Origin of the sequence: Lysinibacillus sp. NPDC093197 (genome assembly GCF_044754025.1) — a bacterium.
In the GTDB taxonomy this organism is placed as follows: Bacteria; Bacillota; Bacilli; order Bacillales_A; family Planococcaceae; genus Lysinibacillus.
This window is the reverse complement of the sequence record NZ_JBIVOH010000002.1, coordinates 115,282-132,169: the sequence shown is the minus strand read 5'-3', so window position 1 is coordinate 132,169 and position 16,888 is coordinate 115,282. Positions and strand designations below refer to the sequence as shown.

The following is a 16,888-nucleotide window of genomic DNA, read 5'->3' as shown; positions in this document are numbered from 1 at the left end:
TTATATTTTCAACGGAATCTTCATCTTAACGACTGTTCCCCAACCTTTTTTGCTTAAAATCGTAAGCCCTCCATGCTCACCAAAGGCGACGAGGAGTCGCTTGTGTGTATTACTTAACCCAATATGGCTGTATTGCTCATTTTGCTGAAGACGCTCACGTACGATTTGTAGCTGACTTCTGTCCATGCCTTTTCCATTATCGATAACGACTAAGGTCATCAAATCGGCTTGAACGGTCATTTTAATTTTAATCTGACAAAGCTGCTTTTTTGGTTTCCCATGCTCGATGGCATTTTCAATTAACGGCTGAATCGTCAACTTTTTCACTTTAAATGGCATAATATCATCATCATATTCCCATAGAACGTGAAATTGATTTTGATGACGCGCTTTCAAAATATCAATATAATGCTTCGTGTATTTAATTTCCTCCATTATTGGAACCATACTTGATTCATCATCTAGTGAGTAGCGGAGAATCGTCGCTAAATTATCAATCATGTCGTTTAATTCATTTGGTTTCCCTGTTAACGATATCGCGCGCCAGTTCAATGTTTCCAGTGTGTTAAATAAAAAATGTGGGTTCAATTGGGATTGTAGGGCGGCTAGTTCTAACGTTTGCTCCTTGTATTTTTTCTCAGCTAGCTTTCTTTTCAAAGTATTTTGTTCCGTAAAATTCAATAAAACTTTATGTGTAATTAGACTATACACATCATTAACTGGGATTGAAATGTCAGGTAATGCACCGCCCTGTTCAGCAGATTGGAAAATAGCTAATATTTTTCGCATATGAACAGTTGCTTTTCTTGTTACCCAGTAGGCATAGATGACACTGCCGATGATGCAAATCGCTGAAAGAAATAATACAAGCTTCAACAGCTTCTTAGGTACTTGATAAAGACTCGTTTTAGGATTGATCGATAAAAATGTCCAGTCATATTTTGATGACTCCATTTTAGAAATAACGTATGGCTTGCCATCAATCGTCATATCAAAAAATGAATTAGGATTAGATGTTAGCCTTTGTATAATTCGGTTACCTAGCTCATAATTTTGCTCGTTAAAAATAATATTATTTTTATTGTCCACGATGACTAAATTGCGTCCAACTGTCGTTGACAATGACGCGAGCTGTTGCTGTAAATAGTCTGCTTTAATATTTAACACAAGCACGCCGTTATTTTTAGGAATGGTCCGATACATCGTAATAATATTTAAAGGTGTATCCATTTGGTTATTCGTTATACGTTTAATGGTCCTTGATTCAGCCCACGTTTCCTCATAACCGAGATGGGTCACAAAGCTGTGATACCAATTAAAATCGAGTGTATTTCTTAATTCGACCAAACCAGTTGTTGTCGTCGATAAATACTTTCCAGAATCGTTTTTTACATAGATGTATATCGAGTGGATATATTCTCTAGCTTCTTTTGGTGCATCAATAAAATTTTTTAATGTGACAAGGTCCTTATAGTCTTGATGAGTAAGTGTTGGCTTATCCATAAGCTGCTGCAGGTTGTCAAATTGATTTGTACTAGAAATAATATAGCTATTTAACGAATCGAGCTCATAAAAAATAAGCTCGATATTTTCCTTTGTTTGCGTTAAAAGATCTGTATTGCGATCAATAATATCCTGTAATACATATTGTTGAATTAAAAAAATGGATAATGCCCCTAATACAATGAGTGGAATAAGCATTGGTATTAATAAGCTAATTAAGTTTTTTAAAAAATAGGTGCGTATGTAATGGTTAGTCAATGTGAAGATCACACTCCTCGTTTCGATATTCACGAGGTGTTTTACCATAATATTTACGGAATGTCCGAGTGAAATTTTTAGCATTGCTATAACCCGTTAATTCACTTATTTCGTAAATTTTATAGTCAGGGTTTTTTAAAAAAATCGCTGCCTTTTCCATTTTTACTTCTACGACAAAATCAGAGAAGTTGCGGCCTGTTTTTTCCTTGAAATATTTACTGATGTAGACTGGATTTAAATGAACTAGCTGTGATGCACCTTCAAGGGAAGCATGTTGGTAATGCTCGTTAACATATTTTAATATCGTTTCAATGACCTTATCTTGATTAAAGTCCGTTTTAAAAGTTACATATTTTTCGTCGAGCTGTGCTTTAATCTTTGTGAAAACTGTGACAAGCTCACTGTATTTTGTTGGTTTGGTTATATAGTTTTTGACACCATATTGGATAGCTTGCTGTGCATAATCAAAATCTTTGTAACCACTTAAAAATACGACATGGATTGGTGATTTTTGTTCATCGAGCTGTTTAGCAATTTCGATTCCTGTTAGCTCTGACATTCTTATATCCGTGAGTAACACGTCGACATGATGGTTATTAATAAAAGCTAAAGCCTCTATACCATTTTCAACTGCACCAACTATTTCAAAACCAATTTCTTCCCATGGAAAATAACTGCTTAAGCCATTACGAATTTCAAACTCATCGTCAGCAATTAATAGTTTATACATCGCAAATCATCACCTTTTAAATAATTAGAAATATTAAAATAATTACTTTTTATCATACTCTATTTATAAAGTTTATGAATCTTAAATGTTGAAAATTGATACTTTAAGTAAGTGTAAGGGACTAACATATTAAAAAAAGATACTATTTTGTCTAATAATAGCCCTTTTTTCAACAATATTATTACGGTTTAATTAAAAGTATATTAATTATTTAGCAATTTAGTGTTTTCAGATAATTGATATATTTAACAAATGTGCAAGGGGATTATGAACGAGGGGGAGTCTTTAACTTAGTAGAAAAATATCAAAATATAATAGTAGACAAAAAAGTCGAGTAACACCAATTAAAACAGTGAAATGTCGAATGAGACCGAAGTGTTTGCAGGAAGGGTGACAGCAATGATTCAAGTCAACAATTTAAAAAAATCCTTTGGCCCCTTACAAGTTTTAAAGGGGGTAGATTTACAAGTACAGCAAGGGGATGTTGTTGTATTAATTGGAGCGAGTGGTTCAGGAAAAAGCACATTGTTACGTTGTTTAAATTTTTTAGAGTTATATGACGAAGGACAAATAAGTATTGAAGGACAGGCCATACAGGCTACAAAAACTGATTTAAATAAAATTCGAGCTGAGGTAGGTATGGTGTTCCAGCATTTTAATCTTTTCCCTCATCGGACAGTACTTGAAAACATAATTGAAGCACCAATCTTTGTAAAAAAGCAGTCAAAAGAAAAAGCAACTGCTTATGCATATGATTTACTTGAAAAAGTAGGGTTACGTGATAAGGCGGGAATGTACCCTGATAGTTTATCGGGCGGTCAAAAGCAACGGGTAGCCATTGCACGTGCATTAGCGATGGAGCCAAAAGTGATGTTATTTGATGAACCAACCTCTGCATTAGATCCAGAGTTAGTTGGGGAGGTACTACAAGTTATGAAGCAGCTTGCTAATGATGGTATGACGATGGTTATTGTGACGCATGAAATGGGCTTTGCGCGTGAAGTAGGGAATCATATCGTCTTTTTGGAAGGTGGACAAATTTTAGAAGAAGGTCATCCAGATACTTTCTTTGATAATCCAAAAAATGAACGAACGAAGCAATTTTTAAATAGAATTTTACACATAGGGGGTAGTAAACATGAAACGGTTCAAGCTTAAAGCATTATTAGCAACTTTAACTTTAGGGGTAGGTCTTTTAGTAGGCTGTAGTTCAAATGATGATCCGAAAAAAGCAGCATCTTCAGGTACTGAACAAGAGGAATTTGTTTATGCAATGAGTGGAATTTATAAGCCATTTAACTATAAGGAAAATGGTGAGTTAGTAGGGTTTGATGTAGAACTTGGAGAAGCGTTAGCTGAAAAAATGGGCATGAAACCTGTCCCTATGACTTTTCCATTTGAATCTATTATACAAGGTCTTTTAGACGATAAATTTGATGCGATTTTAGGGAGTATGACAGTCACTGAGGAGCGCTTAAAGGTTGTTAGCTTCACAGATACTTACTATCGTTCAGGCTCACAACTATTTGTAGCTGAAAATAATACGACGATTAAATCCGGAGCAGATGCAGAGGGCAAAGTAATTGGTGCTGTACCTGCCACAAATTATGAAACAGATGCGTTAAAATTAACGGCTAAGGAAAATGTTATAACTTATCCGCAAGGTGATGTTGCAGCATTGATGGATATTAAGACAGGTCGGTTAGATGCTGTTGTGGCAGATAATATTTTTGCACAGCTTGCTATCGATGAAGCGAAAATACCAGTTAAAGCTGTTGGGGATTTATTAGCAGTAAATGAACAAGCAATTGCAGTTAATAAGAAAAATGTGGAATTAAAAGAAAAGTTAAATATAGCATTAGCACAACTAATTGCGGATGGAACATATGCAAAGATTAGTGAAAAATGGTTTGGCTTTAACTTAATGGACGAAAGAGTTAGTAAATGAGTAACGGAGAAAACATTTCTCCGTTACCTTACAACAATGATGACAACAGAGTGGGTGAATAGATGTTAGAAATTTTTCAATCGAATTATAAAATGCTTTTTGATGCACTATGGGTAACACTTTCAGTAACGATTTGTTCATTAGTTTTAGGTAGTATTGTCGGGTTAATTATTGCCTTTTTTAATATGTCAAAAATAAAAGTGCTGAAATATTTTGCGGCAGTGTATTTAGCCATTATCCGTGGTACACCGATGATTGTTCAAATTTTTATTTTATATTTTGGTATTTCTTCGTTCCTAACGCTGCCTTCTTTTTGGGCGGGTGTATTAGCTTTAGCTGTCCATAATGGAGCGTATATTTCTGAAATTTTCCGAGGTGCAATTCAGTCAATCGATCGTGGTCAAATGGAGGCGGCTCGTTCGTTAGGGATGTCCCAGACGTTGGGGATGCGCAGAGTAATTTTACCTCAAGCTATGCGAAGAGCGATTCCACCACTAGGTAATCAATTCATTATATTATTGAAGGAATCTGCGCTTGTTGCTTATATCGGTATGTCAGATTTATGGAGTACTACATTAGCCATTGCGGGCGCAAACTATCGTCCATTAGAAACATACATGGTTACTGGTGCATTTTATTTAATACTAGTATTAGCATTTACATTTATTTTCAATAGAATGGAAAAGCGTTTGAATTTACAGACGCGTCATTAAAGGGACACTGTAGCAACGAGTACGCTTGCTACAGTTTTTTTTTGAGTTGAGGTGCCTGACACTGAAAAGATTGGCAAAATTCAAAATTGTTCGGGTGACTGGCACTTGTTATAATATGAATATTCCGGCTTCAAATAAGGGGAGGTAGTTTTGTATGAGCATAGGCGAAACATATTTAAACGTTGTACTCGAGAGATTTAAATCTGTCAAAGCGGATGGCGATAAAACAATTGCACAATTAGACATTGAGCAATTGCACTGGGCTTTCAACGAGGAGTCCAATAGTATTGCGGTCATTGTCAAACATGTTAGCGGAAACATGATTTCAAGATGGACTGACTTTTTATTAACGGATGGCGAGAAAACGGCAAGGAATCGTGATGATGAATTTATTGATAGCATTGATACTAAAGAAGAGTTAATAGCTATTTGGGAAAAGGGCTGGCAAGTATTTTTTAATGCTTTACATAGTTTAACAACAACAGATTTGTTGGCGAACATCACAATAAGAGGACAGCAGCATACAGTGATAGATGCTATTGAAAGACAGATGGCGCATTATGCTTCACATGTCGGGCAAATTGTCTACGTAGGGAAGCAAATAAAAGGGGACGAGTGGAATACATTGAGTATTCCAAGAGGGCAATCGCAGGCGTTCACAGAAGCTATGATAAAAAAGGGGTAGCACAACTGGCAAAATTCAAAATTGTTTGGGTGCCTGGCACTATTGGTGGAATATTCTAAATTGTTCGGGTACCTGGCACATCAAACGGTACAAAAATGCCATCCATCAAGATTAAGCTTGATGGATGGCATTTATTTTATGATCGGTCATCTTCCCAGCATTCTGTATTTTTCAATTCTGGGATAGATTTTGAGTAAAAGACAGGGTTTTTTCCTTTTTTACGTTGCTGCGTGAAATCGTCTAAAACTCGGAATGCTATTTTACCGAGAATCATAATAACCGTAATATTGATTAGCGCCATAAGCCCCATAAATAGATCGGCTAAGTTCCAAACAAGTTGCACTTGAGCTACTGAGCCGAACATTACCATGGCAAGTACTAAAATGCGATATACAGTCATCCAGCCTTTGTGCGCATTGATAAACTCAATATTTGATTCGCCGTAATAATAATTACCAATAACGGAGCTAAATGCGAAGAAAATAATACTAATCGCAATAAAATAAGGTGCCCAATCGCCAACATGTACAGCTAATGAGTTTTGCGTAAGGATAATCCCATCACTTTCACCTGTTTTGTATAAGCCTGCCAAAATAATAATAAAAGCAGTTGCTGAACAAATCATAATTGTATCAAAAAATACGCCTAAACTTTGCACGAGACCTTGTTTAGCAGGGTGTGAAGTATTGGCTGTTGCAGCTGCGTTTGGCACACTACCCATACCGGCTTCATTGGAAAATAATCCTCTACGAACACCTTGCATAATGGCAATTCCAATCGCCCCGCCAGCCGCTTCTTGAAGCCCAAAAGCTTGAGAGAATATGAGCTTGAACACTGTTGGAATTTCTCCTAAATTTGTTGCAACGACGTAAAGAGCAACGAGTAAATAAAATACGGCCATTACAGGTACAATTACTTGTGTAAATTTAACAATTCTATGTACACCACCGAAAATAATCATCGCCGTTAGCACAACTAATAGAATGCCAATAACAACTGGTTTAATATTAAATGCTTCACCTACAGAAGTAGCAATCGTATTTGACTGTACAGCGTTAAAAATAAAGCCAAAGCTCAATGTTAAGAGAATACTAAAAACGATTCCTAGCTTACGTTGTCCTAATGCCTTTTCTATATAATAGGCAGGACCACCACGAAAAGTATCACCGTCTTTTACTTTATAAACTTGAGCCAGTGTGCTTTCAATAAAAGCTGTAGCCATACCGAGAATGGCAATAATCCACATCCAAAATACCGCGCCCGGGCCACCAACACCGATGGCAAGTGCAACACCAGTTATATTACCAGTACCTACACGCGACGCTGCGCTAATCGTAAAAGCTTGAAACGGAGAAACACCAGATTCACCATCTCTTTTCTCAGCTATTAAACGAAACATTTCAGGGAAAAGACGTATTTGTACAAACTTAGAGCCAATTGAAAAATATAATCCAGCTGCTAATAATAATATAATTAAGAGGTACGTCCATAAAATATTATTCGTGTCATCTACAATATTTGAAATCCATTCCATTTATCTTCCTCCTTTTTTCAATAAGTTTTTATTTTACACTTTTTTTTAATTAAACATCAAATTATTGAAAATTCATAATAATAAAATGATATTTTGCTTTTGAACTGAATTGTTATTTTGTAAATATTTAGATGGTGGTAAAATAGTAGTAAAGGAAAAAAGCTGGTGTTGGCTACAGTGGTTGCGGCTAATTCTTTTCAAATTAGTATTCATCTTGGTTTTTGTTTTATACCTATAAATAGTAAAGAAGGAGTGATTGTTTTTAGTATAAAGAACTAAGGAAAACGCTGTTATTGACAAACGAAGTAGTCTTTTCCCTCCTATTTTAATAAAAATTTACGATAAAATCACGGGAGAGGTTAATGACGCAAAGAGGATTTTTATAGAAAAGGAGTTGATGATTTGAAGACGATTGGATTAATTGGTGGTATGAGTTGGGAGTCTACAGCTATGTATTACCGTCTTCTTAATGAGAAGGTACAGCAACAATTGGGTGGCTTACATTCAGCAAAATGTATTTTATATAGTGTTGATTTTCAAGAAATTGAACATTATCAAGCGAATGGACAATGGCAAAATGCGGGGGAAATATTAGGGGAAGCGGCATTATCATTAGAAAAAGCAGGTGCCGATTTTATTGTCATTTGTACAAACACAATGCATAAGGTAATGGATGTTATTGAGACGAATATTACAATTCCGATTTTACATATTGCCGATGCAACTGCCGTTCAAATTCAACAAGCTGGTTTACAAACTATTGCATTGTTAGGTACAAAATATACGATGGAACAAGATTTTTATAAAACTAGAATCGAACAGTTTGGCATTAACGTAATGGTGCCAAACGATGAAGAACGAACAGTCATCAATCGAATTATTTATGAAGAGTTATGTTTAGGTAAAATTGAACGGACTTCAAAAGAAGCCTATTTACAGATTATTGAAAGCCTTGTGAAATCTGGCGCGCAAGGAATTATTCTAGGCTGTACTGAGATCGGATTGTTAATTCAGCAAGAAGATGTTCCAGTCCCTGTTTTCGACACGACCATTATTCATGCGCTAGCCGCTGTAGATAAGGCACTAAAATAGAGAAAGGCCATTGATAAGGAGCGATAAAATGACAAAAAAAGTGCGGGAAATGGGAATTGCTATTGGCACGTTACCAATAGGTAAAAAAAATTGTATTACCGATGTACAAGGTGTGCAAGTAGGGCATGTCACTCTTGATGAAAAGTTAAATGAAGAAGGAGCATATGCTTGTACAGGGGTAACGGCCATTTTACCGCATGGTGGAAATTTATTTCAACAAAAAGTTACTGGTGCAAGTTATGTGTTAAATGGTTTTGGCAAGACAACAGGACTCGTTCAAGTAAATGAACTAGGTGTGATTGAATCGCCAATTATGCTGACAAATACTTTTGGTGTGCCTGCTGTAACACAAGGAACTTTGCAATATATGTTAGAGACGAATAAGGAAATTGGCGATAGCACAGGGACGATTAATCTTGTTGTTGGGGAATGTAATGATAGTTATTTAAATTCTATTCGGGCATGTCCAATCACACCAGTCCACGCATTAGAAGCGATTTATAACGCATCTGAAGATGTAGCAGAAGAAGGCGCTGTTGGGGCAGGAAAAGGGATGATTTGTTTCGGCTATAAAGGCGGGATAGGATCATCATCGCGCATTGTGACATTAGAAAATGGAGAAGAAATCAACTATACAGTCGGTTGTATGGTTCTAAGTAATTTTGGCCATAGCTCAGAGTTTTTAACTGAACACTACAACGTGCCAAATGCTCAAAGTAACACTGTATTATCACCAACAGATGGCTCGATTATCATTGTGTTGGCAACGGATGCACCCCTTAGTAGCCGCCAACTAACTCGTGTTATTAAACGCTGTGGAATCGGACTCGGACGAACAGGTAGTCATTATTCTCATGGAAGTGGCGATATAGTGATTGGCTTTACGACGGCAAGACTTATTTCACATAGTACAGATCAATTTTTGGAGACACGACAGCAGCTACGCGAAGATCACCCAATTATGAATCAGTTATTTACAGCCGCAGCAGAAGCAACAGAGGAAGCCATTTTAAATTCACTTTCACAGGCGCAAACAACTACTGGTCGAAACGGTCATGTAGTAGAAGCTTATAAATTTAAAAATTAAACGAAAAGCTATTGAGCACTAAAGTGTTTCAATAGCTCTTTATTTTATACTAAAAATAACTGTAAAAATTTCTTTATGTCGTTTTCTACTGCTTGTAAATCACCGTATATTTTTTGCTCGGCTAAAAAATAAGCATCGGATAAATGCAGTATTTCTTTTAATATCCATTCAGCACGTTCCTCTAACTGAATATAGTCAATTAGTCTAAATAGCATTGACGCCACTTCACCTAGATTCTTTGAGTATGTATATTCACAACTGAGCATGCCAAGCAGAATTTGTAAAGGAGAATCGTTATAAGGGCTTCCATAAAAGGAATGTAATAATGAACAGATATCGTTCGGTTTTGCTTTTGATGATAAAGAAATATCAATTAATTCAACTGGTGGATGTTCAAGTTTTTCGATAATAGCGTCTGCCCAATCAATAACGTCTTTTATTGTAAAATATCCTATTGTAATTCCTAATCGATACACCTCTGCCATCACTTTTATTTCCATAGTAAACTCCTTTTAAAACTACAATTTTAGGCAAAATGACCACGATGCCATTATTTGATTTATTTCGGCTGGATTATACAACCTTCAATATAAAAATTCGCTAAATACTTATAAAATAGCTAAAATTTCTCCCCTTGTATTAATTTTTCCCCTATTTATAGCATAATTTGTGTAATCAGTAGAGAATAGCTAATATTTTGACATTATCCTTTTTTTATCTAGTCAACAATTATGTGGTATGTTAATATTCAATGAAAATACTGAATTATCTAATAATTTTACTTGTTTCCTACAAAGAGGTGGGTATGATGCAAGAAAAGATTTATCAGCCGATTGAAGTGAATTATACTCCGAAGAATCAACAACCAACTCCTATCATTCAAAAAAGCTTCGAGCCTTTGATTAAAATTGACAAACAACAATCTAGAATTTTTACTCAACCTGTTTATTACCTACAACAAATTGCTAACAGTTTACAATCCATTTATTTGCGTAAAGAAGCTTTTGAGCGATTACAGCAAGCTTTATTGCTATTGCCTGAAAATTATAGCTTTATTTTATATGACGGATACCGTCCATTCCAGGTGCAACAATTTTTATTTTCGCATTTTTCTGAAGAAATCCAACATCAACATCCAAATTTTACAAAAGAAGCTGTTTTTAAAGAGACGTTAAAGTATGTGGCTTTTCCATGCGAAGGTCAAGAGCATTTTGTTCCGCATGTAACAGGTGGAGCGATTGATTTAACTCTAGGCGATGATAAAGGCAATGCGTTAGATCTTGGTACAGCATTTGATGAAATTAGTGAAAAATCAGCAACCCGCTATTTTGAACTACATTCTGATGAAAATAAGGAAGCGTGTGTTCATCGTCGTCTTTTGTATAACTGTATGACGGCGGTAGGATTTACGAATTATGCTGAGGAATGGTGGCATTATGACTTTCACAATATTGCTTGGGCGAGAAGGGTAAATGCTAAAAAAGCCCATTACGGTGCTATTGAAGCAAAGATTGAAAATTATTTAATAAAGGAGTATCGATATTTATGAAAGTTTATATAAGTGCAGATATTGAAGGTATTACAGGAACAACCTCGTGGAGCGAGACAGAACTGAATGGACCAGATTATCATTTTTTTCAGAAACAGATGACGATGGAAGTTGAGGCAGCAATTGAAGGTGCGCTAGTTGGTGGTGCAACGGAAATTTTATTAAAGGATGCCCATGACTCAGCTCGAAATCTTGATATTGCAAACTTGCCTATCAATTGTAAAGTCATTCGTGGTTGGACATATGACCCGATGTGTATGGTAGCAGGACTTGATCGTAGCTTTGATCGTGCGATTTTCATTGGGTATCACAGTAAAGGAGGAAGCGAGCGCAATCCATTAGCACATACGCTTTGTGTATTTGCAGATATAAAAATAAACGGCGAATATGCAAGTGAATTTCTCATTAATACGTACGCTGCCTCCCTACATGGCGTTCCAGTATCTTTTGTCAGTGGGGATGTTGGGCTTACGGAAGAGATTCAATCATTCAATAGCAACATCGTAACATTTGCCACTAAAGAGGGGGTAGGCAATGCAACAATAAGTGTCAGTCCTCAATTGGCAATCGCAGAAACAAAACGACTTGTAGAAGCATCAATGAAAGTATCACGGAATGACTTACAAGTGACATTGCCTGACCGATTTGTAGTGGAAATTATTTACCGTGACCATACACGTGCCTACCGAAACTCATTTTATCCGAACGCAACGTTTAAGCCGCATAACACAGTCGAATATGTAACAGATGATTATTTTGAAGTGCTTCGAATATTACAGTTTTTAACATAAGAATAGACTGTAGGTGAATAAATGAAAATTAAAAATATAGTTGTAAGGAAGGTCGAAGCTCCGCTCATTGTGCCATTTAAAACGGCATTGCGAACCGTTCATAGCATTCAAAATATTGCTGTTTATGTCCATACAGAGGATGGCCACATTGGCATAGGTGAAGCAGCACCAACTGCAGTCATTACAGGTGAAACACTTGGTTCGATCACACATGCGATCGAACACTATATTAAACCAGCAATTTTGGGGATGAATATAGAAGAAATGGCATCCATTATGGAGCGTTTAGATAAAAGTCTTTATCAAAATACGAGTGCTAAGGCAGCAGTTGATATGGCACTTTATGATTTACATGCACAGCACTACAAAACCCCGTTATATAAATTACTAGGGGGCTATCGAAAGGAATTAATAACGGATATTACAATCAGTGTGAATAATACTAAAGAAATGATAAAAGATAGCCTTGCTGCAGTAGAGCGTGGCTTTCAAATACTAAAGATTAAGGTTGGAAAGGATCCAGCAACAGATGCTAAGCGGGTGCTGGCAATACGGGATGCTGTAGGTGATGCGATAACATTACGAGTTGATGCAAATCAAGGATGGACGCCGAAGCAAGCAGTGCGAATTATAAGTGCACTTGAAGATGCGGACGCCAATATCGAATTAGTCGAACAACCTGTTCACTATGATGACCTTGTCGGCATGCAATATGTGACAGCCAATACAATCACTAATATTTTGGCTGATGAAAGTGTATTTTCAGCAAAAGATGCCTTCACGATCATCGAACGACGTGCTGCCGATTTAATCAATATTAAGCTAATGAAAACAGGTGGCATTTTTCAGGCGCAAAAAATATGCAACATAGCAGAAGCCAATGGCATTCCTTGTATGATTGGTTGCATGCTTGAAACCAAAATAAGTGTCAGTGCGGCAGCGCATTTCGCTGCCTCACAGAAAAATATCACAATGGTAGATTTAGACGGACCGAGTTTATGTATGAATGATCCTATTGCAGGAGGTCCCATTTTTAACAATGATCGAATAACGATGACGGATGCAATTGGAATAGGATTTTCATGATAAAAAAAGCTAAGGGGGATGCTTATGATGAAAAGGAAATGGTTTCTTTTAGTATGTCTGGTCGCCTTACTTTGTGCTGCCTGTAGTAATGATTCTTTGGACGAAAAAAAATCTGAGTACCGTGTCGTTTATTCAGGAGAGATTAAAACATTAAACTATTTAAAAACATCAGAAACAAATGAATTTGCTGTCGCTGCAAATTTAGTTGACGGGCTAATTGAATACGATAAGTACGGTGTCGTTCAACCAGGCATAGCGAAAGAATGGTCATCAAACGAAGATGCAACTGTTTGGACATTTAAGCTACGTGATGATGTGAAATGGGTTACGCATGAAGGTAAGGAGTATGCCGATGTTGTGGCCCAAGACTTTGTGGATGGCCTCAATTATGTGTTAGATGCAAAAAATGAATCTTCTACCGTATGGAGTGCGACCGTTGTAAAAAATGGTGAAGCGTTCTATAACGGCGAGCTTACTGATTTTTCGAAGGTGGGAATCAAAGCTATCGATAAATCGACGGTCGAATATACTTTAGAGGCGCCTACACCTTATTTCCTTTCGATGTTGAACTATGTATGCTTCTTCCCTGTAAATGGAAAGTTTTTAGCTGAAAAAAGTGATAAGTTTGGTACTACACGTGAGAACTTCCTTTATAACGGTGCATATATATTAGATAAATTTGAACCTCAAAATGAGCGTGTTCTTGTGAAAAATGACACATATTGGGATAAGGATAATGTTCTGATTGATCGAATTCGCTATAAGTATAATAAAGAAGCGGCAACAGTTGCTCCAGAGCTATTTTTACGTGGCGAAATCGATTCAGCAGATATTCCAACATCCATTATTGACGAATGGTTCAATGATGACAAGAAAAAATCGCAAGTACGTCAAACGCAAAATAATTTTTATTCGTATTTCTATGCTTTAAACTTTAATCCGCAATTTGATGCGGAATATGAACCTGATAACTGGAAGGTCGCTGTCAATAATAAAGATTTCAGAAAATCATTATTCCATGCATTTGATCGTGTATCAGCGATGCTTACAGTCGAACCGTTTAATCCTCAAGATTTACTAAGTAATACCATTACACCGAAAAATTTTGTAGATGTTGAAGGAGTTGACTATACACAACTAGAACCGTTAGCTGCGATAACAAGCAATGATTCCTTTAACAAAGATTTAGCATTAGAGTTTAAGGAAAAAGCAATGGCAGCGCTAGAAGGGAAAGCGACATTCCCAGTAAAGGTATTGATGCCATATAACTCTGGGATGCCAGATTGGGCAAATCGTACACAAGTTATTGAACAACAAATCGAAAAATTATTAGGTGTGGACTACGTTGATATTATCGTAGAAGCGGGTCCATCGACAGGCTTCTTATCAGAAGTTCGACGTCCTGGTAAATTTGCATTAATAGAAGCAAACTGGGGTCCAGATTATGCGGATCCGTCAACGTATACAGAGCCATTTAGCGTGGATGGCACTTACAATAAGCCGGAATTAGCGGAAGGGTATACAGAAGCAAACGGTCAAACAATCTACTTGAATTTATTGGATAAAGCGAAGGCAACAATTGAGACAGAAGAACGCTATAACCTATTTGCCAAAGCGGAAGCCTTCCTAATTGAAGAGGCGTTTGTAATTCCATACGCCGTTGGTGGGAGCGGTTATGTTGCTTCAAAATTAAATCCATTTGAAGCCCAATACTCACCATTTGGTGTGACAGCAGAGAAGTTTAAAGGGCAAAAGGTGTTAGAAAAACCAATGAGTAATGATGAGTTTAAGGCAGCTTTGGCACAGTGGGAGCAGGAACGTGCGAATGCATTAACGAATGCAACAAAATAACCGAGTGGATTAATCATTACCAAGATTCAATCAGTTAGCAATAAGTGGTGATTTTTCAATACAGAGGAGATGACCGAAAATGCTGATTCGGCATCTCCTTCATGCTTTGTAAAAGTATTTAAATGGAGGGGAGAGCTTTGTATGTTGTGGTATGTAGGAAAGCGTTTGTTACAATCTGTTATCACGCTGTTTATTATTATCACGATTGTGTTCTCGTTATTACGATTAATGCCCGAAGAAGGATATTTAGGGGCAGCGGCAGAAAAAATGTCACCGGCTCAAAAAGAAACTTATTTAACAAGTTTAGGGTTACGTGATCCACTGCCTGTGCAATTGGGGAATTTTTATGCGGATTTATTTCAAGGTGATTTAGGCAAATCCGTTACATATCGTACGGATGTGCCTGTAGTCACAATTATTTCAGATAAAATAACGTATTCTTTGTTATTTGGATTAGGAGCTGTAGCTTTATCGCTTCTTATCGGTATGCCACTCGGCATTTTGATGGCTCAAATGAAGGGACGCTGGTTGGATCGACTAGGGACTGGCTACATTGTGTTTGTCGTAGCTGTACCAGCTGCAGTGTATTACTTAGTAATTCAAATGTATATTACGGACATTTTTCATTTGCCGATGCTTTTTGATGAATATAGGCCCATTACGTGGCTATTACCGCTTACGTCAATGGCGTTAGCACCGACCGCTTCCTACGCGATGTGGATGCGCCGTTACATGGTAGATGAACTAAACAAAGATTATATTAAGCTAGCACGTGCAAAAGGAGTGAAAGAGCGCACATTGATGTTTAGTCATGTACTGCGCAATGCATTTATCCCGATGGCGCAATATTTGCCAGCAACAATTCTCTTTACTATCACTGGCTCTATTTATATTGAATCATTGTACTCTATTCCAGGAATGGGAGGATTACTAGTTGATGCTATTCAACGGCAGGATAATACGATTGTACAAGGCTTAGTGCTTGTTTTTTCATCACTTGGTATTATCGGTTTGATTTTAGGAGATATTGCCATGGCACTCGTTGATCCACGCATTAAATTAGGGAAAGGGGAGAGTGTGCGCTAATGAGCATTTATACAGAAGAGATAGATAATATATCAGACAAATCTCGTGCAGAACTATTTGAATTTTTTGAAGCTAGTGATCATCAGGCGGAAGAAACAGCCTACTCCAATTATTCCTATTGGCGTTCTACTTGGCAATCTTTTTTGAAAAACCGCATGGCTGTCTTTTTATTAGTAATTGTTTGTATCATTGTAGCTTTCACGATTTTTCAGCCATATTTACCCGCACAAAAATCACCAACTGAAATATACCTCGATGAACAAACGGGATTACAGGCACGTAATATTGCACCGAACGCTGAATTTTGGTTTGGCACTAATTCGATTGGGCAAGATTTATGGTCTCGTATTTGGGCTGGGACAAGGACATCGTTAATGATTGGCTGTGTTGTTGCATTAGTTGAAGCGGTTGTAGGAATTACAATCGGCACACTATGGGGCTTCTCTCGTAAATTAGAAATGCCGATTACTCAGCTTTATAACGTAGTAGATAATATTCCAACAACAATTGTCCTTATTTTAATGTCATATATATTACGGCCTAGCATTTCGACCATTATTATTGCAATGTGCATTACAGGGTGGGTGGAAATGGCACGTTTCATCCGTAATCAGATTGTTATTTTACGAGATCGAGAATATAATTTAGCATCAAAATGTTTGGGGACACCAGACTATCGAATTATTATTAAAAATCTACTACCGTATTTAATATCTGTCATTATGCTTCGGATGAGTTTGGCGATTCCATTTGCAATTGGAGCAGAAGTATTTTTAACGTATATCGGCTTAGGATTACCGATTAGCGAACCTTCATTAGGGAATTTAATTAACGAAGGTCGTGTTCTTATGATGTCACCAGATTTGAGGTATCAGTTAATTTTCCCAAGTATTGTACTAAGTATTATTACAATAGCATTTTATATTATTGGTAACTCATTTGCAGATGCAGCAGATCCTAAAAATCATGTATAGG

General features: G+C 36.8%; 16 protein-coding genes. 12 read left to right on the top strand and 4 right to left on the bottom strand.

The features are described 5' to 3' along the window. Both ACIP9G_RS06525 and ACIP9G_RS06520 read right to left on the bottom strand, forming a co-directional pair. Complete coding sequence (locus ACIP9G_RS06525) at positions 1-1,761, bottom strand: sensor histidine kinase (RefSeq protein ID WP_401018406.1); 1,761 nt, start codon at positions 1,759-1,761, stop codon at positions 1-3. After that, positions 1,754-2,491 carry a response regulator transcription factor gene (locus tag ACIP9G_RS06520; protein WP_401018404.1) on the bottom strand — a complete coding sequence of 246 codons (738 nt, stop codon included), beginning with the start codon at positions 2,489-2,491 and terminating at the stop codon, positions 1,754-1,756. The genes ACIP9G_RS06525 and ACIP9G_RS06520 overlap by 8 nt, the downstream gene beginning before the upstream one ends. A gap of 399 nt (positions 2,492-2,890) precedes the next feature. Here ACIP9G_RS06520 and ACIP9G_RS06515 point away from each other — a divergent pair, with 399 nt between their 5' ends. From ACIP9G_RS06515 to ACIP9G_RS06500, 4 genes are all read left to right on the top strand, one after another. After that, the gene (locus ACIP9G_RS06515) at positions 2,891-3,649 is read left to right on the top strand and encodes an amino acid ABC transporter ATP-binding protein (protein ID WP_340824731.1); all 759 of its coding nucleotides are present in this window, start codon (positions 2,891-2,893) and stop codon (positions 3,647-3,649) included. Then, positions 3,630-4,439: a transporter substrate-binding domain-containing protein gene (locus ACIP9G_RS06510; RefSeq protein WP_401018402.1), complete on the top strand. Its 810-nt coding sequence runs from the start codon at positions 3,630-3,632 to the stop codon at positions 4,437-4,439. The genes ACIP9G_RS06515 and ACIP9G_RS06510 overlap by 20 nt, the downstream gene beginning before the upstream one ends. 62 nt (positions 4,440-4,501) lie before the next feature. Beyond that, complete coding sequence (locus ACIP9G_RS06505; RefSeq protein WP_340824729.1) at positions 4,502-5,152, top strand: amino acid ABC transporter permease; 651 nt, start codon at positions 4,502-4,504, stop codon at positions 5,150-5,152. A 154-nt stretch (positions 5,153-5,306) separates the two neighbouring features. After that, positions 5,307-5,837 (top strand): DUF1572 family protein, encoded by a 531-nt coding sequence (locus ACIP9G_RS06500; RefSeq protein WP_401018401.1) that lies wholly within the window; start codon positions 5,307-5,309, stop codon positions 5,835-5,837. Between the two features lie 136 nt (positions 5,838-5,973). On the opposite strand, the gene ACIP9G_RS06495 is transcribed toward ACIP9G_RS06500, so the two are convergent. Continuing rightward, positions 5,974-7,371 (bottom strand): alanine/glycine:cation symporter family protein, encoded by a 1,398-nt coding sequence (locus tag ACIP9G_RS06495; RefSeq protein ID WP_401018399.1) that lies wholly within the window; start codon positions 7,369-7,371, stop codon positions 5,974-5,976. Positions 7,372-7,773: 402 nt separating this feature from the next. Between ACIP9G_RS06495 and ACIP9G_RS06490 the strand changes: the two genes are divergently transcribed. Together ACIP9G_RS06490 and ACIP9G_RS06485 are read left to right on the top strand one after the other, a co-directional pair. Beyond that, positions 7,774-8,463 (top strand): aspartate/glutamate racemase family protein, encoded by a 690-nt coding sequence (locus tag ACIP9G_RS06490; RefSeq protein ID WP_401018397.1) that lies wholly within the window; start codon positions 7,774-7,776, stop codon positions 8,461-8,463. Between the two features lie 28 nt (positions 8,464-8,491). Continuing rightward, positions 8,492-9,550, top strand: coding sequence for a DmpA family aminopeptidase (locus ACIP9G_RS06485; RefSeq protein ID WP_401018396.1), 1,059 nt, complete (start codon positions 8,492-8,494; stop codon positions 9,548-9,550). Between the two features lie 44 nt (positions 9,551-9,594). On the opposite strand, the gene ACIP9G_RS06480 is transcribed toward ACIP9G_RS06485, so the two are convergent. After that, positions 9,595-10,050: a hypothetical protein gene (locus ACIP9G_RS06480; protein WP_401018395.1), complete on the bottom strand. Its 456-nt coding sequence runs from the start codon at positions 10,048-10,050 to the stop codon at positions 9,595-9,597. 305 nt (positions 10,051-10,355) lie between these two features. On the opposite strand from ACIP9G_RS06480, the gene ACIP9G_RS06475 reads away from it, so the two are divergent. The 6 genes from ACIP9G_RS06475 to ACIP9G_RS06450 all read left to right on the top strand — a co-directional run bounded on the left by ACIP9G_RS06475 (position 10,356) and on the right by ACIP9G_RS06450 (position 16,887). Beyond that, entirely contained in the window at positions 10,356-11,099 is a 744-nt protein-coding gene (locus tag ACIP9G_RS06475; RefSeq protein ID WP_401018394.1) for a M15 family metallopeptidase, read from the top strand. Continuing rightward, entirely contained in the window at positions 11,096-11,890 is a 795-nt protein-coding gene (locus ACIP9G_RS06470) for a M55 family metallopeptidase (RefSeq protein WP_401018393.1), read from the top strand. The genes ACIP9G_RS06475 and ACIP9G_RS06470 overlap by 4 nt, the downstream gene beginning before the upstream one ends. A 21-nt stretch (positions 11,891-11,911) precedes the next feature. Next, complete coding sequence (locus ACIP9G_RS06465) at positions 11,912-12,976, top strand: dipeptide epimerase (protein ID WP_401018391.1); 1,065 nt, start codon at positions 11,912-11,914, stop codon at positions 12,974-12,976. A 24-nt stretch (positions 12,977-13,000) separates the two neighbouring features. Then, positions 13,001-14,827 carry a peptide ABC transporter substrate-binding protein gene (locus ACIP9G_RS06460; RefSeq protein WP_401018390.1) on the top strand — a complete coding sequence of 609 codons (1,827 nt, stop codon included), beginning with the start codon at positions 13,001-13,003 and terminating at the stop codon, positions 14,825-14,827. 141 nt (positions 14,828-14,968) lie between these two features. Next, the gene (locus tag ACIP9G_RS06455; protein WP_340824715.1) at positions 14,969-15,913 is read left to right on the top strand and encodes an ABC transporter permease; all 945 of its coding nucleotides are present in this window, start codon (positions 14,969-14,971) and stop codon (positions 15,911-15,913) included. Next, positions 15,913-16,887 (top strand): ABC transporter permease, encoded by a 975-nt coding sequence (locus ACIP9G_RS06450; RefSeq protein ID WP_401018389.1) that lies wholly within the window; start codon positions 15,913-15,915, stop codon positions 16,885-16,887. The genes ACIP9G_RS06455 and ACIP9G_RS06450 overlap by 1 nt, the downstream gene beginning before the upstream one ends. The last annotated feature ends 1 nt before the right edge of the window (position 16,888 follow it).